Raw genomic sequence first — 23,678 nt, forward strand, 5'->3', positions numbered from 1 at the left:
GTAGATTTCAATATAAAAATTACCAAATAAGTAGTAAATTTTACCAAAGGAGTATTTTTTGAATAAATTTATTTTAGATAATAGCGACATTTCACGCATAAATAAATCAATCCAAATAGACCAAAACAAAGCAAATATATCAACCAAAATAGTTGAAATTTCAAAAGATATAGGTCTACATATAAACAATTTTATAATTTATGAAGACAATGCCGCGAACTACGACTCGGACTTCAAAGGAGTGACGATAAACATAACTTTTAGCGCAGATCACTACTATAAAAGTACTGTTTGCGACTTTTATTTAGCTCCAAAAGCCGGTCGAACTCTTATAAACTACTTTTATATGGATAAAGGAGTAATTCATTACAAAGCAAATACTCAAATCAAAAACGTGATAATAACCATAAAAAACGAGTTTCTTGAAAAATATCTTGATAAAAATATAACAACAAAAATTCAAAACACGGATAGCTCAAAAATTATACAAAACAGAGCGACTTATGCTAAAACAGCATTTTGTGCAAGTGAAATTTATAAATTTATAAACCAAAAACAGATAAATGCTCTATTTATAAAAGCTAAAATACTTGAAATTTTATCTTATGAGCTGACAAATTTAAATTTAAATCTCAAAGAAAGCTTAAATTTGAGTAAATTTGATATATTATCTTTAAATAAAGCCATGGAGATTTTAAAAAACGATTATAAAAACCCTCCTTCTATAACAGAACTATCAAAGAAAGTAAGATTAAACCAATGCAAGCTAAAACAAGGTTTTAAAACTCTATTTAGAACGACTCCTTATAGCGTACATATGGATACTAAAATGCAAAAAGCAAAGGAATTTATAGAAAAAGGAGAGCTTAGTTTGAATCAAATCTCAAAAGAATTAGGATATAAACAGCCCCATAACTTCACAACTGCTTTTAAAAAATACTTTGGATTGAATCCTAGCAATTTTACTAAAACCGTAAGCTAAATGTGGGCGTCAAATCTACTTTTATACCTAGTTCAGATATAAAAATTTATCTAACTAAACCTCTTTTAAGTTTTCTTACTAAAAATCTTGCAGGATTTAGAGAGTTTAATATACTGTTTGTAGTGCAAACAGGACGATTTAAAGCGATATCTAGCAAAATTTCAGCTCCAAAAATAGCAGTTCCAAGTCCTCTTGAACCATGAGCGCTACTTATCAAAATATTTTCGTGGTGAACGGCAAATTCATTGTTTTTGCTATGTTTTGTCCATAATAAAGATTTGTAAATTTTCTTAAACTCACTAGCATTATGCACGGCACCTACAATTGGAAATCTATCGCCGCTATATCCTCTAAATCCAACATTTGAACCTACTACTTTAACATCTAAATTTGCTATAAACTCAGATAAAGAATCTATATTTTTCTCATCATCGGTAGCTCTTGCTGCGCTGCGATTATCATTTCTATCATACGTCGCGCCTACAACTTGTATGCCTCTAACATCTTTGCACATATAACCGCGAGCGCTAAATGCGCTATTTAAATTTAAAACTTTATTTAAGTGAGTTACTTGACCTCTGACACTGCTAAGCTGCATGAATTCGTCTGCAAAAACGTTTTGAAACAGATTTGTGCTAGCATCTCCCATAGCAAATATCACAAGAGATGAAAAAATATTTTTTGAATTTTTAAATTTAACTACGTAACCGCCCGTGCTTTTTTCTATCGATTCAAACTCATAACCGTATTTTATATCAAACTCACTCGCTAAACTCATGCAAAGCTCTTTTGGTCGTATTTGAGCGGCACTTTTTATAAACGCTCTTGGATACGGCTCAAAATCGTTTTCAAATTTAAAAATCTCACTATCCCAAAGAGATAATCTTGTTTTTTCTAAGTCGTTCACACCATAATCATAAACGCCGCAAAAATCAGCAAACGGACTATTTGCATAAAAATGCCTAGCAAATAAAAAAGCGCTCATATGCATATTTCCTAAAGCAACCTTAGGTTTAGTTATAAGAGGCATCAAAATTCCCGCTAAATTTGAACTTCCATTTGTAGCAGCTTCACTCATTTTTTCAGCTATACAAACATTAAATCCAGCCTTTTTAAATTTAAAAGCAGCCGCTAACCCGGCTACTCCTGCACCGATAATCAAAACATCACTAAATTTAGATATATTTGGCAATGCATACCACGGTTCTTTAAGTATTTTTGGGCTTGAGTGTTCCAAACTAGCTTCTAAAATCTCGCGTTTTTTATAATGACCTTTTAATTTTTTTATACTAAATCCATGCTCTAAAAATCTATTTTGAACTATTTTAGCACTGCTAAAAGTACGTACTTTTGCTCTATTTTTACAAAACTTGCTGAGCCTATCAAAAACTTCTTTGCTCCACATATCTGGATTTTTAGTAGGAGAAAATCCATCTAAATACCATGCGTCTGCTCTAAAACTAAGCTCATCAAAAGCATCTAAAATATCACCAAAGTACAGATCTAAAATAACTCTTTCATTTAAAAGCTTTATACGAATCAATGCACCATCTAAGATCTCATATTGCTCTATAAACTCATCAAAAAACGGTTTTAACATCTCAAATTTAAGATATATTTCTCTTAATTCGCTCTTTTTAAAAGGATATTTCTCCACGGCTATATAGTGAAGTTCGGTACTATTTAAACTTAGAAACTTTAAAACGGTGCTAAAAAAATTTAGTCCGGTGCCAAATCCAGCCTCTGCAACAACAATAAATTTAGCATTAATTTCATCTAAGACGCTGCTATAAGTATGTTCACATTCGATCAAAGGCTCATTTGTATTAAAGTATATATCATCAAATTTAGAATTATAAAGTCCGTCGCCTCTAAAAGTTATCATCTATTTTTCGCAAAATAATCATCAATTCCATTTGCGATTCCCTCCGCTAATTTATCGGCGTAAGCATCATTTGCAAGGAGTTTTCCCTCTTTTGGATGAGTAATATATCCAGTTTCTATAAGAACTGCTGGCATAAGCGCACCTACTAAAACCCAAAAAGGAGCTTCCCTTACTCCTCCATCAGACACGTTATAATTAGTTCTCACAGAGCTTAAAAGATTTGTTTGGATATCGATAGCAAGTTTATTTGAGGCAATTATTTTTTCTCTATTTAAGAAATTTAAAAAGCTAATTTTAGTGAAATAATTCATCTCATCTGTATCTGATTTATTCTCTAAATTTGCTGCTCGCATACTTCTCTCACTTCTAGTTGGACTAAGAAAAAATGTTTCTATACCTTGCATTTCAGGAGCTTTTTTACTATTTGGCGCGGCGTTAGCATGAATAGATATAAAAAGATCAGCCATCTTATCATTGGCAAAACTAGTTCTATTTCTAAGACCTATAAATTTATCTTTATCTCGCGTATAATAAACTTTGTAACCTCTATTTTTGAGTATCTTTCCAGCTTTCAAAGCTACTTTTAAAACAACATTTTTTTCATAAAGCGTTCTTGAACCAACCGCTCCGGCGTCCTTTCCACCGTGTCCCGCATCCAAAACTATAGTTTTGTTCCTAGGTATATTTTTTATGGTATTTTTATTTTGTGTTTGAGATTTTTTATCATCTTCTTTTTTAGCCGTTTTAGCCGCAACAGAGGTCTGAGTCTTATTTTTTTGAGCGGTTTTATCACTAGTTTTTTGAGTTTGAGATTTTGAGTCTAAATTAGCAACTGGTTTTTTAGATACTCCGTCTTTTATGAAAAAAATTATATTTTTATTTTCAAATTTAGTATTGATATTTTGTTTTTTATCACTATAAAATACAACCCTTACCGTATCTTTATCAAACTGAGCGACTCTTATATCATCAGATATTTTTTGAGTTGGTTTTTTAAATTGAGTAGTTAAAATCGCATTAATATCATAAATTCTTTTATATAGCTCTTTTGTATTTAATTCAAAAGTTTTAATCTCTTTTTCATCCATATCCCTATTTAAACTCAAAACAAAACTATCATCATCGCTACTAAATTTAAATACCTTTAGAGGTTTTTTTACCTCATCTTCGTTCTCTTTTGAGCTGCTTTTTTGAACTTCATTCTCTACTTTTTGCTCTTTAGATTCTATTTTTTTAGCAGAAGTTTCAACTTTCGGGATAATATTTTTATTTATAGTCTGCTTTTCAGGTTTTTTTACTAATTCTTTAGTTTGAGCGTAGCTTATAATATCCTGATTTTCATAATTTTTAAGTTCGCTTTCATAAACTTTATAATCCAACCCAAGCTTTTTTGAGCCATCTACCAATCTTAAAAGAGTTTGTATTTTTAAGTCTTTATTATCGTTTAATATAGAATGTACATAAACGCCTTTTAAATCATGATAAATACGGAGCTGTTCTTGTTTTGCCGAGCTATAAAATTTCGTATCAAACTCGCCCAACCAAGACGAAAAATCAGCTCCGAATGCAAACGCACTTAGGATAAATAGTAAAAGAACTCTAACTATTTTCCCCATATACCAACTTTTTTATCAGATCTTTCACACTAATTATCTCATTTAGTCTATATCCGTTTGCGCCGGTAAAAAATAGTCCGGTCTCTTTTTTTCCTGAATAAGCATCATAAAGTCTGTCTGCTATACAATAACCGACTTCTTTAGCTTCTTTACCACGACAACAAGGACTCACACAGTTGCTTATACACTGAATTTTAGGTCCGCTTCTTTTTTCTACTAACTCTATTAAATTTGTTCTAACTCCACGAGCAGGATATCCAACCGGACTTTTTATAAGTTTTATATCTTCTTTTTTAGCATTTAGCAAAACACTTTTAAAATTATCGCTAGCGTCGCATTCAAAAGTTCCGATAAATCTAGTTCCCATCTGTACGCCGCTTGCTCCCAAACTTATGGCTTTTGCTATATCGCCATGATCCCAAATTCCACCAGCAGCCATAACAGGAATCGGTTTTCCGCCGATCTTTTCCCACTCACTAGCTTCTTTAACGACAGGTTCTATAAGCTTTTCTAATTGAAACTCCGGATCAATACACTGTTCATAGGTAAATCCTTGATGTCCGCCGCTAAGAGGTCCTTCTAACACAACTGCATCAGGAAGTTTTTCATATCTTAGATGCCATCTTTTACATATTATTTTAAGTGCTTTTGCGGAGCTTACTATAGGGACTAAAGCAACGTCTTTGAAGCCTTTTGTAAGTTCCGGTAAATTTGTAGGAAGTCCGGCACCTGAAATTATGATATTTATCCCATGTTCACAAGCGTCTTTTACTATCCTAGCATAATCATTACTAGCACACATTATATTTGCAGCTAAAGGTCTATCGCCGCATATTTTTCTAGCATTGTCTATGATGGCTTTAAATCCATCTCTTGAGTAGAAATTTTCACTATCATAAGGTTTATTATTTATCTCTTTAGCAATATGACTTCTATGTTCATAATAACCGGTTCCAACTGAACTTATAACTCCTAATCCACCATTTAAACTAACATTACCAGCAAGCTTGTCCCAACTGATACCAAGCCCCATTCCACCTTGAATAATAGGATATTTTATCTCATATTTGCCTATTTTTAAGCTTTTTAGTTCCATTATTTTACCTTTAATTTTGCGTACGTTTTTTTACCGACTTGCAAAATATACTCACCCTTAGCAAGTTTAAGCTGCTCATCTATAACCTTTTGCTGATTTACACTCACTGCGTTTGCTTTTATATGACGACGCGCTTCAGCGTTACTAGAACACAATGCACAATTGCTAAGCGCTTCTACTATCCAAATTTCGTCTTTAACTATCTCAAACTCAGGCATATCGCTTGGAAGTTCTTTTTTAGAATGAACTCTGTCGAACTCATCTTTTGCAGCCCCGGCTTCACTTATTCCGTGAAAACGACTTGTAATTTCTAAAGCTAAATTCTCTTTCACTTTTTTTGGATGCAATTTTGCACTGCTAACATCTGCTTTTAAATTTAAAATATCATCAGAACTTTTATCGCTTAAAAGCTCATACCATACCCACATAAGATCGTCACTTATGCTAAGAGTTTTAGCAAAAATATCATTTGCACTCTCTGTTACGCCTATGTAATTGCCAAGGCTTTTACTCATTTTATTTACACCGTCTAAGCCTACAAGCAGAGGCATCATAATAATAGCTTGTTCTTTACCTATGCCGTACGTTCGTCCAAGAGTGCGACCCATTAAAAGATTAAATTTCTGATCTGTTCCACCCATTTCTATATCACATTTCATAGCTACACTATCATAACCTTGCAAAAGAGGATATAAAAACTCGCTTATAGCTATAGGAGCTTCGTTTTTATAGCGTTTTGTAAAGTCGTCTCGCTCTAGCATTCTAGCTACGTTAAACGTACTTGCAAGAGCGATAAGTCCATCTGCTCCTAGCTTGCTTAACCAAGCCGAGTTAAACATAACTTCAGTTTTACTCTCATCTAAAATTTTAAAAACCTGTTCTTTATATGTTTTTGCATTTTTAGCTATAGTATCATCGTCCAACACTTTTCTAGTTGCGCTTTTGCCGCTTGGATCTCCTATTTTAGCAGTAAAATCACCTATCAAAAATTGAACTATACCGCCATGTTTTTGAAGCAGTCTCATTTTATTTAAAACTACGGTATGCCCTAAGTGAAGATCAGGAGCGGTTGGGTCAAAACCTGCTTTTATATAGAAATTTTTACCATTTTCGTAATAATTTTTAATAAGGCTTTTAATACGAGAGAAATCTATTATCTCAGCAACACCTTTTTTTATCTCTTGCATTATACTATCTATATTATTCATATTACTCTCCTTGATTATGGTAAGCATCAGATAGGGATTTAAACTCAGCTATCTTATACCTCTCTTTTAACTTATCTCTTATCATATTGCTGTCTAAATTCTCATTTAATTCTATAGTTACGTCAAAATAATCAGCAGCAATAAGGTCATCGCTTTCGCTTAAAGTAATGGTTACTAGATCCACATTTAATTTAGCCAAATATGTTAAAAAAGCAGCTAAACTACCGCGCTTATTCTCTATACTTAAAATAATTTTATATCTATGCGGTGCGTTTCTGGTCCATTTGACAAATATCATCTCTTCTTTATCGCTCATAAGTTTAGCAGCTCTTTCGCAAAGCTTATGATGAACTACTACGTTGTGACCATTTTTAAAGCCTATTATATCATCGCCGCGTTTTGGATTGCAGCAGTAGTCAAACTCTACACCTTTTATAGTATGATTTGAATAGACAACGATATTATCAAATTTCTGTTTTTTTACCTCATATTTATCGGCAAATTTAAGACTAAATAATTTATCTTGTTTAGGATATTTTTTAAGTGCATTTACAACGTCTTGAAGATAAACTGAATCACTGGCGGCTCTTGCGATTTTTTTATTTAAATTTTCACTCTCTAGCCAGTCTAATATCTTTCTTTCTCCAACATTAAATATACCGACTAATATATCCATAGCTACTTGCTGATTTACTTCTCTTATCTTTTGTCTGCAAAAACTTCTTATAGTTGCTCTTGCTTTTCCTGTTTTGACATTTGATAACCAAGAACAGCGGTAATGAGCTTCATTTCCCGTTACTATGCGGATTATATCACCGTTTTTGAGCTCTGTTAAGAGTGGTACTCGTATTCTATTGACATATGCTTCTTTAGCGTGAAGTCCTACTTCAGAGTGTATCTCATAAGCATAATCAAGAGCAGTAGCTCCACGTGGAAGAGTAAAAATTCCTCCTTTTGGAGAATAAACGGCTATATCTTCTACATATAAACTATCTTTTGCATACTCATATAGATCTTCTATGCTTTTATCATCGCCTTCTTGGGCACTTATATCGCTTAGCCAATCGAGTTTTGGAGCTATTAACCCTCCATTTTTATACTTCCAGTGAGCCGCTACACCGTACTCTGCAGTTTTATGCATATCAAATGTTCTGATTTGAGCTTCGATAATACTTTTATTATCAAAAATAGTCGTATGAATAGTCTGATAACCGTTTTGTTTTGGTAAAGCAACGTAATCTTTAAATCTTGAAATAAGAGGATTAAAGTTCATATGAAGGACACCTAAAGCTAAGTAACAATCTTTTGGATTTTTAACTATTATTCTTATTGCAAGTAGATCCAAAACCTCTTCCATACTGATGCCTTTTCTTTGCATCTTTAGATAGATAGAGTAGTAATGCTTTATTCTTTTTTGAACTTCAAAACTATCTTCTGTAAAACCGCTAGTAAGAAGTTTTTCGCCTACTTTTTGACTAAATGAGTTGATTTTTAACTGAAGCTGCTGTTTGTGTTCATTTATATATGAGTCTATTACGCAATACTCTTTTGGTAAAACGTACTTAAAACTAAGATCTTCTAAGATATTTTTTACCGCCGAAATTCCAAGTCTATGTGCTATAGGAGCATAAACAACTAGAGTTTCTTCTGCTATGCGTTTTTGTTTATCTGGCCTAAGGGCTTCTAATGTTAGCATATTATGCAATCTATCACAAAGTTTTATTACAAGTACTCTAACATCTTCTATAGATACTAAAAGCATTTTTCTAAAAGTTAGCGCTGAGGCTGCTAATTTTTCATTTGAATTAGAACTAGCCAACTCATTTTCTCTTATAGCGACTATCTTAGTAAGTCCTCTTACTAAATTTGTAACCTCTTCGCCAAATTCAAATCTAACTTCATCTTCGCTACACTCGGTATCTTCAACAACATCATGCAATAAAGAAGCTATAAGCATACTCTCATCGCCACCCATATGAGCTACAAAAGAGCATACCAATATAGGATGTATGGCATATGGTTCTCCACTTTTTCTAAACTGACCCTCATGAAGCCTAACACAGTAATCAACTGCTTTTAAAAGCATTCCTGTGGGCTTTGCAACGGAGTATAAAACATCTTTTGCCGATTCAATATTTTTACTGACAACAACCTCTTCTATAAGCTGTTCTAGTATCTGTCCATTATCTATTTGATTCAACGAATGCCTCTAACAAAACCTTGCCCTCTGATATCTCAAGAAGAGCAATATCCGTAAATTTCATTTTTGCAGCGTTTATCTTTACAAGCGGCGCTGCTCCCTCTGCTAGCATTTCAGCTCTTTTTGCTACTAGTAGAGCCAATTTATATCTATCATTGCCTACTACTTGAAGCGCTTTTGCTGCTATCTCTTCTGTTCTTTGCATTATCTCTCCTTGCTAATTTTTAACTACTGAGCAGTTTGTATAATCTCCATTTGCTATCTTAAGCAAATTACCCTCTTCAAACATATTACAAACTACGATAGGAAGCTTATTATCTTTTGCTAAAGCTATTGCCGTATCGTCCATAACTTTTATATTATCTTCCATAGCTCTTTCATAAGATATCTCGTTTAATAAAACAGCGTCTTCAAATTTCATAGGGTCTCTGTCATAAACCCCATTAACCTTTGTAGCTTTTATAATCATATTCGCATCTATCTCAATGGCTCTCAAAGTAGCCGCAGTATCGGTGGTAAAAAATGGATTTCCGGTTCCAGCAGCAAATATAACAACGCGACCCTTTTCAAGATGACGTTGCGCTCTACCCATGATAAACGTCTCACAAATAGCTTCCATTTTTATGGCGCTTTGAACTCTAACACTAAGTCCGCTATACTCCAAAGCCTCTCTCATAGCAATTGCATTAATTACGGTTGCAAGCATTCCCATATGATCGCCGCTTGTTCTTTTGATAATGCCGTCTTTTGCCGCACTTACACCCCTGATAATATTTCCACCGCCTATAACTATCCCGATTTCTATGCCATTTAAAACTAAGCCTTTTATCTCGCCTGCTATGTATTTTAATATGTGAGTATCTATTCCAAAACCGTTTCCGCCAGCCAAAGCCTCACCTGAAAATTTAACCAAAACTCGCTTTTTGTCACTCATTACTGTCTCCTAAAATTTGGGAATTATACCTAAAAACTCCTTAATATTTATTAACTCATTTAAGACTAATAAGATCAAGAGGATTGATATGATAGTTTTTTTGAGTAACTTCAAATGTCAAATCCTGCTTAACTCTTCCTATAACATAACCTTTTTTTATTTTACTTCCTACTTTTATAGTAGGAGCTATCTTATCTAAATGAGCATAAATAGTATGAATACCGTCTGAATTTTCCACAATAACTACTTTATCAAGTATCGGCGTATCTTTAGCAAATACCACAGTTCCAGCAAGTACACTTTTTACTTTTGCATCTGGTTCGTTAGAGCGAAGCACGATAGATTCATTAAAAATCTTAATATTGTAAATAGGATCAACGTAGTCTCCGAATTTCTGCTTTACGCTAAAATTATCAAGAGGAGCTATAGTTTTTTCGCCTACGTATTTTTTAACATTACTTGTTTTATAACTAGATCCTATTTGTTTTATATCTCCCGTGTTCGCATTAGCCGGAGTATTTGGCTTGGTTTGTTTAGTCTCTTTTTTTTCATCTTCTTTTTTAGCTAGAATTTGGAGCTTCTCAAGAGTTTTTCTGAGCTCATCTTGTTGATCTTGCAGTTTTGCTAACTTTTTTGAATAAATATCTTTATCTTGCTTTAAATTTGATAAATTGCTCTTTTGTTTGTTTTGAAGGCTTTTTAATTTTGCTTGTTTTTGTTTAAACTCTCTTAAGTCAAATTTAATTGAGTTTATCTTATCAGACTGAGATTTTATAAGATTTACGGTCTGCTCATAGTTTTTTGCTATCTTTTTAAATTCATCTTGCATAACCAAATTTAATTTAGATAAAACTTCATTTGCTATAATACTCTCTTCGCTCTCTTCATAATCGTTTGGAATTATAAGATCATACGCAAAATCCTCACTAATAATTCTAATCAATCTTTTTTCCATATCTTTTTGATTCTTTATCAAATCACTATTTTGACTAGTAAGCTTGTTTAACTCTGCATTAGCATCATTTGCGCTACTTTCCAACTCTTTTACTTGCTTAGCCAACTCCTCTATCTGAATAGCGGTATTTTTCACATCGGCTTCGCCTTTTATTATATCGCTAACTAATTCTTCAAGTTTTTTATTTAATTGGGTTTCTAACTTCTTAGCAGAACTTAAAGTCTCTTTTTTGTCTTGTATCTTGTCAGCAACACTAGCACCGAACAAAACGACATAAAATAATAATAGTAGTGAAATAAATCTCATTTAGGCTCTCTAGACTGAAGCATCACTAGACTAACTGCTATTATAGATACCACTATAGAAGCACTAAAAAGCAGCACCGTATCGCTAAACAAGTCTAAATTTGGAAGTTCAAAACCTATGCTAAAAACAGCATTTTGAAATATATCAAGAGCCGGAATAAAAGCATAAAACAGAGTTACTAAACTAGTCGCTATAATGCTATCAATTATTGCTAATTTATAAAGCATGGCAGATTTTAGCCAGTATGGAGCCCCAAAAAGAGTCATGATCTCGACTCTTCTTTTATGCTCATACAGCCAAATTTTCATCTGTTTAAATATTAAAGCAACTCCCATAAGAGCTATAAGTACGGCAAAATATTCAAAAATAGATTTTGATAAAACAAGCATTTTATATACTTTATCATATGTTTTAGAAAAAGTTTCTACCTTTTTTATACCATTTATTTTTAGCAATCTACTTTGAATCTTTGACATATACTCAGAGCTTGGAAAACTATTTAATTTTAAAGAGTAAAACTTTGGAAGAGAGTTACTTAATACTGATAAATTTCTTGTTGAAACATCATTTTTAAGCCGATCTAAAACAGATTTCGTATCAAGGGGTATTAAATCTTTAAAGGTTTCAATATTTTGCTTGATCGTATCACTGCTAATCTCATTTTCAGAAACGATAATAATATTATAATCATTTCCCATAGTAGTTTCGTAATTACTTACTATCTTATCGACCATAAAACTAAACTCGATAGAAAAAAGCAGTATAACAAGCGGAAAAATAACACCTAAATGGCTTTTAAATGATTTCATTTATCTCTCCATTTAATAGTTCAAAATGTCTATACTCGGTTCTCAAGCTAGATGGAATTTTATGAGTTACAACAACAACGCAAGTTCCAAGACCATCTCTAGCAGACTTTAAAAGCGACCATATCACATCACTTGAATACTCATCCAAACTACCTGTAGGCTCATCACATAACAGAAGCTGAGGATTATGCGCTAAAGCCCTTGCCATAGCTACTCTTTGTTGCTCTCCGCCACTTAGTTCAAGTGGAAATTTATCTGCTTTATGAAGTAAATTTACATGATTTAGCAGCTTTGCGGCCTGTTTTTTACATACACTTTGGTTGTAACCTTTAATTATAAGAGGAAGCATTACATTTTTTTCAACATTCCACTCGTTTATAAGTCTAAAATCTTGAAAAATTATTCCTACTCTTTGTCTAAGAAGCGCCAAGCTTGATCTGTTTATATCTTTAAGCTCGCTTAAACATACTATTAGACTGCCTCTATTTACAGATATATCTCCGTACATAGATTTTATTAGCGTAGATTTTCCACTGCCGCTTTTGCCTGTTATAAATACAAAATCATTCACGTTTATGTTAAAATTTGCTCCATTTATAACATTTTGATCTCTTTCATATCCGATATTTAGATCCTTAGCTTCTACGATGTGCTGCAACTTAAATACTCCTTTAGAGTGCTGTGTGCTTTTAAATTTTCATAAGTAAGAAGTGGTTTTTTAATAAAATATGAGGCTTTTGAATTCTCCACTAGTATAAAACAGTGCTCAGGTCTATAAAACGAGCCAAATGCGACCCTTAAAAGCAGTCCGCCGTTTTTTTCGCTGCTATCTTTTTTATAAATACGCTCCATATGAATAAAATAGTCATCTTTTTTTATAGTTTTATTCTCGAATTTAGACAAAATATCTTCTTCTAAAACAGTCCCAAACTCAAAATCTCCATGCAAAACTTTCTGCTCACTAACAATTAAATTTGTAAAAACAACATCATAAATATCTCTATTTTGTTTTATCCATCTATCTTCATATTTGCTTGAAACATCTAAAAAACGATTTTTATAGATCTCCATTTTAGCTTCTTTTAAATTTAAAAAACAAGATATCGTAAAATCGGTGTAATTTTTATCATCACTCCTAAGCTCAAATGAGCCGCCTGATTTTAAAACTCTTTGACACTCATTTGCAAACTCAGCACTCACTACGCGTCTTTTTTCTGACTTTTCCCAAGGCACTGGAAAGTGTAGAAACAATCTATCTACGCTATTTGAATGGAGCAAAGACATAACCAATCTAGCATCTAAATTCAAAAGAATAACATTTTTTAATCCCATACTCAAAGCTAGATTATTTACCTGCTCGCAAGAGCGTTTATAAACTTCTATACCAACTACTAAAGTATTTTCATCTGTTTTTGCCTGATATAATAGATGTCTTCCGCTGCCAAATCCAATCTCTACAAAAATCTTTTTAAACTCACCGCTCTTTAGCTTTTCTAAAAACTGAATGTCGTTTAATATAAACTCTTTTTTTGCAAGTTGTTTTTCATTTTTAATAGCTATGGTCGATGATTTTAGATCTAAAACATTAAGATCTTTATATACACTAAGAGCTTTTTGGATAGTGCCCAGACTAGCAGGACGAGTTAGCTTATCTGATTTAACTACGAATTCGGTTTTCTTATCCTTTACAAGTAAAAAAAACTCCTTTTTACCTGTTTTTGTATAGATAAGACTTTCATCACCTGCTTTTGCACTCCATAAGAACTCAACGCCATCTGCCCCAAACGGAAATTTGAGATTTTTTAGACTGGTTGCTACGAAATTTGGCATTACTTGGCTACTACAATAGCTTGTTTGGACTCATTTGAGTTTATGCCGTACTCGTCAATTCCTACAATTTTATAAGTATATTCAAGCCCAAATTGTATTTGGTCATCATTATAACTATTACCAACTATATCTTCTATGGCTTCTTCACCTGCAGCACTTGATTTTAGTATTTTGTATTTTACGCTTCTGTTATCACTTCCTGAGCTCCATGAAAGTTCTATACTTATACCATTAAAGCTAGCTCCTGTTATAATAGGAGATTTAGGAGATGTTAGAGTATTCCCCACTACCGGATTGTTTTGTTTTGGACTTTCTAATCCGTCTTTATCTACCGCAGTTACTTTATAATACATCTGAGCGCCGTTTTCGTTTATAAGATCATCATACTGAACAGATGTCGTTTCTGTAAGTTTCAAAAGTGGAAATATCTCATTTGACGAACGATATATATTATAATGAGAAAAATCGTCATTCGTGTTTGGCTCCCATGTCAAAGTTATCTTTTTAGGAAGATTTGTTGTCGCTTGCAAATTCAAAACCAAATTTGGAAGAGCTTTCGTTTGAGCAGATATAATAGCACTTGGTCCAGAAGTAATGCCGTCAACTGTTTTAACAAGTATTCTATATCTATAATGATGATTTGGATCAAGACCATCATCTATATACTCTACGTTTAATCTACCTTTTACCTCAGCTATACGATACCACTTATCGCTTGAAATATTATTTCTTTCAATTATATATGAAGCAACTCTAGGATCTGGATGCGGTCTCCATAAAATTTTAATTCTATTTGGCAATCCATAAACGGCTTGGGCAAAAGATACCGATTCAATTAGTTTGCTTGTAGAAACAGTTATAATCTCTCCGTTGTTTGATATATCACCATTATTATCATAGCTTCTTAGCTCATAGCTGTACTCCGTAGATGGAGCTAAGTTTGTATCTACGTAATGAGTTGCGAATCTATCTTTGATATTTGCTACTACGCTCATTTTTCCATCTTCATTAGGATTTGAGCGATAAAGATAGTATCCGGCGATATTTTCATCATTTACAGGATTCCACTCAAACGCTATTTGAGTCATATCGCTGATTGTTTTTAGGCTATTTATGGTCGGGAGATTTGGATTTACCTGAGATACTTTATAGGCACATCCACTCATTAAAGCCATAAAAAGCAGAGCTAACAAACTCGGGATCAATTTTTTCATTTAAAATCTCCTTGTCAATTTTTTTACTTAAAATATCATAAAAATCAGTTGGTAAAGGTGCTATAAACTGCATCTTTTCACCGCTTTTAGGGTGTGTTAAATTTAATATATAAGCATGCAGCATAACTCTTTTTATTTTACAATTTTTGCTCTTAAAACCATATAAATTATCACCTAAAATGTGGCGATTTATACTAGCTAAATGCACTCTTATCTGATGAGTTCTACCTGTGAACAACTTCGCTGCTATTAAATTTAGATCGTCTTCGCAAATAATATTCGTAAAAGCGGATTTTGCAGCTCTACCGTTTGCCGCAACACTATTTTTCAATCTATTTTGCGGATTTCTGCCTATTGGCCTATCAATAATTAATTTATCTTTAAGATTGAAATCTATCAAAGCTAAATATACTCTGCCCATACTCTTATCACTTAATTGAGCGGCTAAGGCGGAGTGAGAAGCGTTATTTTTAGCTACTACTATAACTCCACTAGTTCCTTTATCTAGCCTATGAACGATACCGGCTCTTATGTCTCCATTAAGAGTAGAGAGCATATAACCGTTTTGTTTTAGCCACTCTACCAATGTTGCTTCTTTAACGCTAGGTGCCGGATGGACTGTAAGATTTGAAGGTTTATTTAACACTAAAATATCATCATCTTCGTATAAAATTTCCACATCAAAATCAGCTTTAAACTCGCAGTTTTCAAATTTAGCCTTAGGCAAATTAAAACCGATTTTGTCGTTTAAAAGAACTTTAAATGACGGTTTCAGCATTAAATTATCATTCACATATACATTTCCAGATTTTATAAGCTCACTAATTTGATTTCTTGAAATGCTCAGATATGAAGCGAGAATTTGATCTAGCCTAGCACTGTTGCTAGATATAAATTCATTCAATCTTAATCCTTTTTTTAGTATAATTTTACCAAAAAATTCTTAGGTTTAAATTTGATACGATTAGACAAGCGTATTTTAACGCATTTTGATTTTGTTCAGCCTATTTTAGTGCTTCCTATTATTATTTTATCTTATACTCTAATCTCTGAAGCAAATGACATGTTATCTAGCAAACAAATAGTATATTTTAGCATAGGTTTTTTAGCTTTTACATTCTTTTTTTTGATGCCTATTAGAAAGATAGAGTGGCTTATACCTACCGTATATTGGATAAATATCATTTTACTTTTCAGTGTTGATATTTTTGGTGTAAGTAAACTTGGTGCGCAAAGATGGCTAGAAATTCCATTTGTACATTTTACTCTTCAACCTAGTGAAATTATGAAGCCATCTTTTATTCTTATGTTAGCATATCTTATAAAAAGAGATCCTCCTGGTATAAACGGATATAATCTAAAACAGTTTTTAAAAATCAGCATTTATATATTACTACCATTTGGACTTATACTAAAAGAGCCTGATCTTGGTACGGCAATGATGCTGATCATCACAGGATATGGTATTTTATTTATAATAGGAGTAAATAAAAAAATTTGGCTAACACTCGCTATTTGCATCGGTGTAGCAGCTCCAGTAATTTATGAAAGCTTGCACGACTATCAAAAAAAGCGAATAGTAGATTTTTTGAGTAAAGAGCCAAGCTATCAAGTAAGGCAATCTATTATAGCAATAGGAAACGGCGGAATCACCGGAAAATCGGCTGAAGAAGCTACTCAAACTAGATTTAAATTTCTACCTATAGCAACAAGTGATTTTATATTTGCCTATACTATAGAAAGACACGGTTTTATAGGAGGCATGGTGCTTATCTTGCTTTATGGATTTTTGATAGCTCATTTATTAAGTCTTAATTATAAACTAAAAGGAAATTACTTTATAAAGGCCGTCACAAGCGGAATTTCCATTTTAATATTTATATATGTAAGTGTCAATATATTTATGACTATAGGTTTTGCGCCTGTTGTAGGAATACCTCTGCCATTTTATAGTTATGGCGGAAGTAGTTTTGTAACGTTTATGTGCTTATTTGGGATATTGCAAAACCTGCTTACATTTAGATTTGATCCTACTTATAGATTTATAAAGATCAAATTTTAATGATTTTTAACTAAGTTTTGAATTTGACTTTTCACATTTTCGTATGTTAAGTTTGAAACTTCTTTTATAAACCTACCTTTTTTATCAAATAAATATATAGACGAACTATGCGCCACAGAATACTCCATCACAGAGTCATTTAAATCTACTATTTGATATTTGGCTCCATAATTTTTAGTTACTCTATCTAGCTCACTATCGCTAAATCTCAAACAAACAGAATTCGGATAAAAGTACTTAGCAAACTCATCACAACTTTTGATATCATCTCTTTTTAGATCAAGAGTAACAAACAAGATCTCTACAGAGTCATTTATCTTAAGCTCATTTAGAGCTGTTGAAACCAAAGTGAGTGTCGTAGGGCAAACATCCGGACAAAATACATAGCCAAAATACAATATCTTGTATTTACCATCAAAACTCTTCATGCTAACTTCACCATTTACGGTAGTCGCTTCAAAATCATATTTAAATATTTTTAACTTATGATTTACTAGCAAAAATGCGCCAGAAGCGATAAACACAAAGACTAACAGATATAGTATCTTTTTCATTCATATCCCTTTGAGTTTAATATAAACATAACTTTGCATTGTATCACAGTAAAGATTAGAATAAAATTATATAAAACTTATTTAAATTTAGACATTGATAAATATCAATATAAGATTTAATACAAAATGATATAAGTTTAAAAAATAATAAGGAGTATCATTATGTTTAAATCACTCTATTTTAGAATGAGAATAATACATATAGCAGGAATCTTAGTTTTAGCGATAAATGCTTTTTTCTTTACCGAAAATCAAATCGGTCAAATAGTACAATACATAATAGTTGCGGCACTGGTATTTCACGATATCGATGAAAAAAGATGGGGAGTAGATATGACCAAAGAGATAATAAAAAAGTTGAACAATATAACATTAAACTCAGATATTAAAGTAAATACGTCTTTTAGCAAGGAAAATGGAAAAATCCTTTCGAGCATAGATGAATTTAAAGAAAATATTAAAATTATCGTAGCGGCAATTTCTGAAAATACCATTAAAAATAGTCAAAACATCAAAGGATTAGAAAATATAGGAAATTCGCTATATATTTCCAACAATAATATGAAAAATATCGTAGATATAACATATTCAAAAACAAACTCTATCAACACCCTACTCGATAATTTTATCAAAGATATACTCCAAGCAAAAGCGGATCAAGAAAGCATGTTCAGCACATCTCAAGAAATTAAAAATTTATTAGAAGACGTGCAAAACTTAGTAAAGAAAATTTTCAATCAAAACAGCGAACTTGCGGATCATTTCAACTCTTTAAAAAACAACATAAATTCGATAATGAAAATAGTACAAACCGTAAGTAACGTAGCAGATCAAACAAACTTACTAGCATTGAATGCAGCTATAGAAGCAGCCAGAGCCGGAGAACACGGAAAGGGATTTGCAGTTGTTGCGGACGAGATAAGAAAGCTATCTGAATCAACGCAAAACTCGTTAGAAGAGATAAATAATAATATAAAAGAGATCACAAAAGGTGTTGATAATAGTAAAAATTCGCTATCATCGACTATGGAAAATGTAGATTATTTGCTATCAAAAAGCACAGATACGAATGAAAAATTAAACAACTTTGAATCTATTTTTAACAACAACTACAAAACCACTCAAAAGATTATAGAACATAGCTCGCAAACTAAATCAAATTTAAAAGACATTACTGCAGAAGTAGGCAACATCGGAATTCTAGCGGATAATAGCCTTGTAAATTCAAAAGATATAAATGAAATTTCAAAAGATATAAAAAACAGTTTTGATGAGCTACAAAGAGCCGTAGATAGCTTTTTTAAATAAATACTTAATTGATATATTTGAGCTTAGACTCGAATATATCAAAAAACAATTTGATAAAGATAAAAAATAGCTATTTTTTATAAAAATAAATTTGAAAATATCTTAAAAATTCAAATCTATCAAATAAATTTAAAATCCGTTTTTATAACTCTCGCCCCAATTTTCTAAAGCGATTAAAATATTTTCTAAACTATGGCCAAGCGGAGTAAGTGCGTATTCTACACGCGGAGGCACTTCGGCATAAACCTTCCTGCTGATGATTTTTGCATCTTCTAACTCACGTAAATTTTGAGTTAATACGTTTTGACTAATGCTTTGATTTTTAGTTGCACTTATACTTTTTTTAAGTTCGCCAAAGCGTTTTTTACCGCCCATTAAGTCTCTAATAACTAGAAATTTCCATTTATTGCCGATAAGATTTAAAGTAGTCTCCACAGGACAAGGAGAAAAATATCTATTCATGATAAAATCCTTTTTAAATTTCAAGCCAAATTATAACAAATTTTGAGATCAATATCTCAATTAAATTTAAAAATATTTAAAAAATTATACACTTTAAATCTCTAAAATAAACAATGCTATTAAAAATAATACTAAATTATAAAAAAATATCTACTTGTTTTTTAGAACTTAAATTTATTATAATTCTAGCATTAATTTTAGTATGCAAGTTAAAAATACAAATTTAGTTAGGTGATCATATGAAAAAGATAGCTATATTAGCCGCAAACGGTAAAGCAGGACAAGCAATCGTTTATGAAGCGTTAAGTAGAGGTTTTAACATAAGCGCTTTTATACGAAATGGTTTAAAACAGCAATTCAAAGACGATATAAAAATCGTGCAAAAAGATATTTTTTCTTTAAATTCAGAAAATTTGGAAGGATTTGATTATATAATTGATGGTTTTGGAGAGTGGGGAGATTTAAATTTGCATAAAAAACACATAGAACATTTATGTAAAATTTTACATAATAATAGGGCAAAACTTGTTATAGTAGGCGGCGCAGGAAGTTTATATATGGATAAAAATCATTCAACTATGCTTATAGATATGCCAAATTTCCCAAACGAATACAAACCTTTAGGAAAAGCTATGGCTGAAGGTTTAGAGTTTTTACGCAGTGAAAACAAGATTAATTGGTTATATGTAAGTCCTCCTGCCGATTTTATTCCAGATGCCCCAAAAAGTGGTAAATACAAAATTATAAGCGAAGAATTTGAGGTAAATGACAAAGGAGAGAGCAAAGGAAGCTACAAAGATTACGCAGCAGCTTTACTTGATGCTATGTTAAATTATAAACTAAATCGAACGCGCATAGGCGTAATAGGCTTATAAAATATACTATTTATATATTAAATAAAATCGCTTCAGCAAAACAAGTCAGATTGGAGCGATTTAAATTTATAAAACAGCATAAATTTAAATCAAAAACTATATCTTATAACCATTTTGGATTAGCCGTTAGACTCACTAAAAGCCAAATTTTATAGCTAGGTATCTCAAGTCTCTGCTCTATCTCATTGCGGATACAATCTAACTCTCTTACGCTAAGTATATCATTGCTGCTAGTGCTTAAAATATTAACTTCTATAATAAAAAATCTACCGCTTTTTGCAACGTGAGTATCATAATCCCTAAAGCCGTATTTTAGACTTAAACTCTGCATAATTTCTGTTATTTTATCATCAAGATCTTTAGGAGCCACCATAATTAAATCTTTAAGATTAGATATAAAAATTTTTAGCGGCGTCACAGAAAGAAAAATCGAAAATAAAACAAGCAAAATAGGATCTATATAAGGACTAAACCACTTTTCTTGGGCAGGATCAAAGATATAGATCAAACCAAAACAAAAGCTATAATGCCTCCACAGTATAAAACGCAATCTATAAGCCACTCTGCTCTATCTACGTAAATAAGTTCGGAACCTAAATATTTAGAATAAAAACTTGTATAAGTAAAAATTATAAAGCACAAGGCAAAAGCAACTATAGTATAAATCACAGCCGCGCCAAGCTACAAAGTATAACCTCCGCCAAAAATGCTTTTAATTGCACTAAAAAATGCATACAAACATACAACAAGCAAAATAAGACTTTTAAATAAATTCACCATAGGCTCAAAACGAATATATCCGTATTGAAAAATATCATCGTCTTCTTTATAAATATAACGAGCAGTAACCACGCTAAGAAGTCCAAGCCCAACGCTTACAAGAGCTATAATTCCATCAAAAACTATGGTCAAACTCTTTACGAATAGTCCAAAACCTATACCAAAAATTGCTAAAATAAGTGCGCAATACATAGAAACTTTGAGCACAAACTGCTCTTTATGGCTAATATTTTCTTTTGTAAATTCAATATCTTGAAGTTTATTATCTCTTATCTTTTTACCGTAATTTACCGCAGCTTTGCCAAATTGCATCAACTCTCCTTTATGAGTACTTTTAACATTGTAGCAAATTTAGCATTAGTATTTTTTAAAAAGATTTAAATACGATTTTAAATATATTTATTTTATATATTTTAAATTTTTCCAATGTAGCGTATAGATTGTTTTAAATTTAAAGCCTCATAAAAAGGCTTTAAATCTTAAATTTACCATTTGCTGTTTTTAGCTTCTTTTACCGAAGTAGTTGCCATTTGACTTATTTCATTTGCAAGATCATTTGTGCTATTTGTAGCTTCTAAGTTTGATTTGGTAGTTTCATCTATATTTGTAACGGCTTCATTTATCTGCCTTATAGCATCTGCTTGTTCGTTTATGCTTTGATTTACTTCATTTACGCTTTGAGATAGTATATTAACATTTGCTTCTATCTCACTTAGTGAGCGTTGAGTTCTTTCAGCTAGTTTTCTTACTTCATCTGCAACAACTGCAAATCCTCTTCCGTGTTCTCCGGCTCTAGCTGCTTCTATAGCTGCATTTAATGCTAGTAAGTTTGTTTGATCTGCTATATCTTTTATTACTACTATGATATTTTTTATATCATCACTATGTCTTATAACATCATTTGCCATATTTGATACAGAGTTCATAGAGCTACTCATCTGTTCTATAGCTGCAGCACTCTCATTTACATTAGTAGATTGATTTTTAGTTTGATTTGCTAAGTCTTGCATATACTCTTTTAACTGAATTGATTTTTGCTCTAGACTTTGGCCGTTTTTTAAGCTACTACTTAACATACCAGATATTTCATTTCCTAAATAGTTTATACCGTTTATAAGTCCTAACATATCGTTTTGTATACCGTGTATCTCTATTCTAGCTCTAAAGTCTTTATTTGAAAAACTAGTTAGAGTAGCTTGCATAGTAGATATCATAGAGTGCCACTCTTTTATCATCTCATTTAATAAATTCGTAAGCTCTTTTAGCTGAGCATTGTGAGGTTTGGTTGTAACTGTTTTACTAAGAGTACCTTTTTTAAGAGAGTCTATTACAAGATTGCTCTCTTCTATTGTTCTATTATCTTGCAAGAGTCCTTCTTTGATGCTTTGTATGTTGTTGTTGATTATATTTGCCATAGTTCCAAACTCGTCTTTTGAGACGAGGGGAATAATTTGAGGTTTATCCGTCTCTCCTGAGATAAATTTAAAAAACGATGTTAAACCATCTAATATAGCGTCTATAGATTTTTTGATAGATTTAGTTATGATTATAGATAATATCACACCTATTATTATAGACACAGCTATAATAATAATTATTGTTTTGGTTAGTAAAGATAGATAGTTTTTCATATATTCGATAGTATGTTGCATAGATTGCTCGTTAACGCTTTTGGTATCAACTATGCCTTTAGATATTTTACTTCCGAGTCCAAGAAGCTTGTTTAATAATTCATCCTTACCCCCCCCATAGCTTGCATAAGTGTATTTTTATATATTTTAGCATTTTCTAAAACTATTTTAAAATTAGCCTCATCATCTGCTGTTGAAAACGTATTTGGGTAATCTTTTTCAAACTGATCAACGACATTTGCATACTTATTTGCCGATTGCTTTAATTTGTCATAATCTATTATATTAGCAATGTATTTATACACTTCAATTCTTAATGTAAGTAGTTCGATATTTAACTTTTCTAAATGCGTTACGGAATCAATATTTTTTTCTTTGATAAAAGCTATAGACTCATTTGATTTCTTAAATCCCATAAATGCCGTAGTTCCGGATATTATAGTAAATAAAAGAAGAATAGCCGATAGCACCACAAGTTTAGTTTTGGTAGTTAAATTAGTAGTTAAATTTGACATATTTTACCTTTCAATTTTATTTTCTGTTTATCATATTACGTACTAAATTTAATGTAGATATATTTAAATTTTGTATATTTTATAAAAATATATCTTATAATTTAATTAATATATTATAATAATAATTCATATTTACTATGATTTTACAAATTTCTAACATCTAAATTAAATTTGTTTAAAGATTTTATAATTGATTGATATATAAAATTTAATATTTGACAGCAAATTTGTAAGTGCAAATGAAAGAAAATAAAATAGGCCAATTAAGATAATAAAAAAATACCGATTGATGCTAAAAATGGAGATATATTAAAGATTATATTTAAAAATATGCAGTGGTGGGTTCACCAGGACTCGAACCTGGGACCATCCGGTTATGAGCCGGATGCTCTAACCAACTGAGCTATGAACCCACTTGAATTGAAGTTGGGATTATATACTTTTTTTACTTAATAA

23 protein-coding genes and 1 tRNA gene are annotated in these 23,678 nt (G+C 31.8%); 4 read left to right on the top strand and 20 right to left on the bottom strand.

Annotation, left to right across the window (positions count from 1 at the left end; all coding sequences use genetic code 11):
• Nucleotides 1-58 precede the first annotated feature (58 nt).
• Nucleotides 59-982, top strand: coding sequence for a helix-turn-helix transcriptional regulator (locus RVY88_RS01270; RefSeq protein WP_002849869.1), 924 nt, complete (start codon nt 59-61; stop codon nt 980-982).
• 46 nt (nt 983-1,028) lie between these two features.
• On the opposite strand, the gene mnmC is transcribed toward RVY88_RS01270, so the two are convergent.
• The 13 genes from mnmC to RVY88_RS01335 all read right to left on the bottom strand — a co-directional run bounded on the left by mnmC (nt 1,029) and on the right by RVY88_RS01335 (nt 15,939).
• Entirely contained in the window at nt 1,029-2,867 is a 1,839-nt protein-coding gene (gene mnmC / locus RVY88_RS01275) for a bifunctional tRNA (5-methylaminomethyl-2-thiouridine)(34)-methyltransferase MnmD/FAD-dependent 5-carboxymethylaminomethyl-2-thiouridine(34) oxidoreductase MnmC (protein ID WP_162167517.1), read from the bottom strand.
• Nucleotides 2,864-4,483: an N-acetylmuramoyl-L-alanine amidase gene (locus tag RVY88_RS01280; RefSeq protein ID WP_251149027.1), complete on the bottom strand. Its 1,620-nt coding sequence runs from the start codon at nt 4,481-4,483 to the stop codon at nt 2,864-2,866. Before RVY88_RS01280 ends, mnmC begins: the two co-directional genes overlap by 4 nt.
• Nucleotides 4,467-5,579: a nitronate monooxygenase gene (locus tag RVY88_RS01285; RefSeq protein ID WP_002849876.1), complete on the bottom strand. Its 1,113-nt coding sequence runs from the start codon at nt 5,577-5,579 to the stop codon at nt 4,467-4,469. The genes RVY88_RS01280 and RVY88_RS01285 overlap by 17 nt, the downstream gene beginning before the upstream one ends.
• The gene (tyrS, locus tag RVY88_RS01290; protein ID WP_162167616.1) at nt 5,579-6,787 is read right to left on the bottom strand and encodes a tyrosine--tRNA ligase; all 1,209 of its coding nucleotides are present in this window, start codon (nt 6,785-6,787) and stop codon (nt 5,579-5,581) included. Before tyrS ends, RVY88_RS01285 begins: the two co-directional genes overlap by 1 nt.
• A gap of 1 nt (nt 6,788) precedes the next feature.
• On the bottom strand, nt 6,789-8,873 hold the full coding sequence (locus RVY88_RS01295; RefSeq protein WP_002849880.1) for a RelA/SpoT family protein: 2,085 nt from the start codon (nt 8,871-8,873) through the stop codon (nt 6,789-6,791).
• 97 nt (nt 8,874-8,970) lie between these two features.
• Nucleotides 8,971-9,192, bottom strand: coding sequence for a DNA-directed RNA polymerase subunit omega (locus RVY88_RS01300; RefSeq protein ID WP_002849881.1), 222 nt, complete (start codon nt 9,190-9,192; stop codon nt 8,971-8,973).
• Nucleotides 9,193-9,204: 12 nt separating this feature from the next.
• Nucleotides 9,205-9,921, bottom strand: a complete 717-nt coding sequence (gene pyrH / locus RVY88_RS01305; RefSeq protein WP_002849882.1) for a UMP kinase — start codon at nt 9,919-9,921, stop codon at nt 9,205-9,207.
• Nucleotides 9,922-9,976: 55 nt separating this feature from the next.
• Nucleotides 9,977-11,182 carry a murein hydrolase activator EnvC family protein gene (locus RVY88_RS01310; protein WP_024305465.1) on the bottom strand — a complete coding sequence of 402 codons (1,206 nt, stop codon included), beginning with the start codon at nt 11,180-11,182 and terminating at the stop codon, nt 9,977-9,979.
• Entirely contained in the window at nt 11,179-11,991 is an 813-nt protein-coding gene (locus tag RVY88_RS01315) for an FtsX-like permease family protein (protein ID WP_024305464.1), read from the bottom strand. Before RVY88_RS01315 ends, RVY88_RS01310 begins: the two co-directional genes overlap by 4 nt.
• On the bottom strand, nt 11,978-12,649 hold the full coding sequence (locus RVY88_RS01320) for a cell division ATP-binding protein FtsE (protein WP_011732124.1): 672 nt from the start codon (nt 12,647-12,649) through the stop codon (nt 11,978-11,980). The genes RVY88_RS01315 and RVY88_RS01320 overlap by 14 nt, the downstream gene beginning before the upstream one ends.
• The gene (gene trmB, locus RVY88_RS01325) at nt 12,634-13,821 is read right to left on the bottom strand and encodes a tRNA (guanosine(46)-N7)-methyltransferase TrmB (protein ID WP_002849909.1); all 1,188 of its coding nucleotides are present in this window, start codon (nt 13,819-13,821) and stop codon (nt 12,634-12,636) included. The genes RVY88_RS01320 and trmB overlap by 16 nt, the downstream gene beginning before the upstream one ends.
• Entirely contained in the window at nt 13,821-15,035 is a 1,215-nt protein-coding gene (locus tag RVY88_RS01330; protein WP_002849911.1) for a fibronectin type III domain-containing protein, read from the bottom strand. Before RVY88_RS01330 ends, trmB begins: the two co-directional genes overlap by 1 nt.
• The gene (locus tag RVY88_RS01335) at nt 14,968-15,939 is read right to left on the bottom strand and encodes an RluA family pseudouridine synthase (RefSeq protein WP_011732126.1); all 972 of its coding nucleotides are present in this window, start codon (nt 15,937-15,939) and stop codon (nt 14,968-14,970) included. Before RVY88_RS01335 ends, RVY88_RS01330 begins: the two co-directional genes overlap by 68 nt.
• Before the next feature lie 51 nt (nt 15,940-15,990).
• Between RVY88_RS01335 and RVY88_RS01340 the strand changes: the two genes are divergently transcribed.
• Complete coding sequence (locus RVY88_RS01340; protein WP_002849915.1) at nt 15,991-17,097, top strand: FtsW/RodA/SpoVE family cell cycle protein; 1,107 nt, start codon at nt 15,991-15,993, stop codon at nt 17,095-17,097.
• Here RVY88_RS01340 and RVY88_RS01345 read toward each other — a convergent pair.
• Nucleotides 17,094-17,651: an SCO family protein gene (locus tag RVY88_RS01345; protein ID WP_002849917.1), complete on the bottom strand. Its 558-nt coding sequence runs from the start codon at nt 17,649-17,651 to the stop codon at nt 17,094-17,096. The two genes, RVY88_RS01340 and RVY88_RS01345, sit on opposite strands and share 4 nt — an antisense overlap.
• Nucleotides 17,652-18,317: 666 nt before the next feature.
• Between RVY88_RS01345 and RVY88_RS09170 the strand changes: the two genes are divergently transcribed.
• Nucleotides 18,318-18,959: a methyl-accepting chemotaxis protein gene (locus RVY88_RS09170; protein ID WP_372682985.1), complete on the top strand. Its 642-nt coding sequence runs from the start codon at nt 18,318-18,320 to the stop codon at nt 18,957-18,959.
• 129 nt (nt 18,960-19,088) lie between these two features.
• Here the strand turns inward: RVY88_RS09170 and rrpB are convergent, their stop codons facing one another.
• Nucleotides 19,089-19,421 (bottom strand): MarR family transcription factor RrpB, encoded by a 333-nt coding sequence (gene rrpB / locus RVY88_RS01355; RefSeq protein ID WP_038453828.1) that lies wholly within the window; start codon nt 19,419-19,421, stop codon nt 19,089-19,091.
• A gap of 239 nt (nt 19,422-19,660) precedes the next feature.
• On the opposite strand from rrpB, the gene RVY88_RS01360 reads away from it, so the two are divergent.
• Nucleotides 19,661-20,296, top strand: a complete 636-nt coding sequence (locus tag RVY88_RS01360) for an NAD(P)H-binding protein (protein ID WP_162167362.1) — start codon at nt 19,661-19,663, stop codon at nt 20,294-20,296.
• Between the two features lie 103 nt (nt 20,297-20,399).
• Here the strand turns inward: RVY88_RS01360 and RVY88_RS01365 are convergent, their stop codons facing one another.
• The 5 genes from RVY88_RS01365 to RVY88_RS01385 form a co-directional block, all read right to left on the bottom strand.
• On the bottom strand, nt 20,400-20,804 hold the full coding sequence (locus RVY88_RS01365) for a hypothetical protein (protein WP_238389028.1): 405 nt from the start codon (nt 20,802-20,804) through the stop codon (nt 20,400-20,402).
• Between the two features lie 173 nt (nt 20,805-20,977).
• Entirely contained in the window at nt 20,978-21,388 is a 411-nt protein-coding gene (locus RVY88_RS01370) for a cation transporter (protein WP_238389027.1), read from the bottom strand.
• A gap of 173 nt (nt 21,389-21,561) precedes the next feature.
• Nucleotides 21,562-22,728 carry a methyl-accepting chemotaxis protein gene (locus RVY88_RS01375; RefSeq protein ID WP_171819452.1) on the bottom strand — a complete coding sequence of 389 codons (1,167 nt, stop codon included), beginning with the start codon at nt 22,726-22,728 and terminating at the stop codon, nt 21,562-21,564.
• Nucleotides 22,729-22,799: 71 nt separating this feature from the next.
• Nucleotides 22,800-23,222 (bottom strand): MCP four helix bundle domain-containing protein, encoded by a 423-nt coding sequence (locus RVY88_RS01380; protein ID WP_317051241.1) that lies wholly within the window; start codon nt 23,220-23,222, stop codon nt 22,800-22,802.
• 336 nt (nt 23,223-23,558) lie between these two features.
• Nucleotides 23,559-23,635, bottom strand: a tRNA-Ile gene (locus RVY88_RS01385).
• Nucleotides 23,636-23,678 lie beyond the last annotated feature (43 nt).

This window comes from Campylobacter sp. TJR-1 (assembly GCF_032840035.1).
Classification (GTDB): domain Bacteria; phylum Campylobacterota; class Campylobacteria; order Campylobacterales; family Campylobacteraceae; genus Campylobacter; species Campylobacter fetus.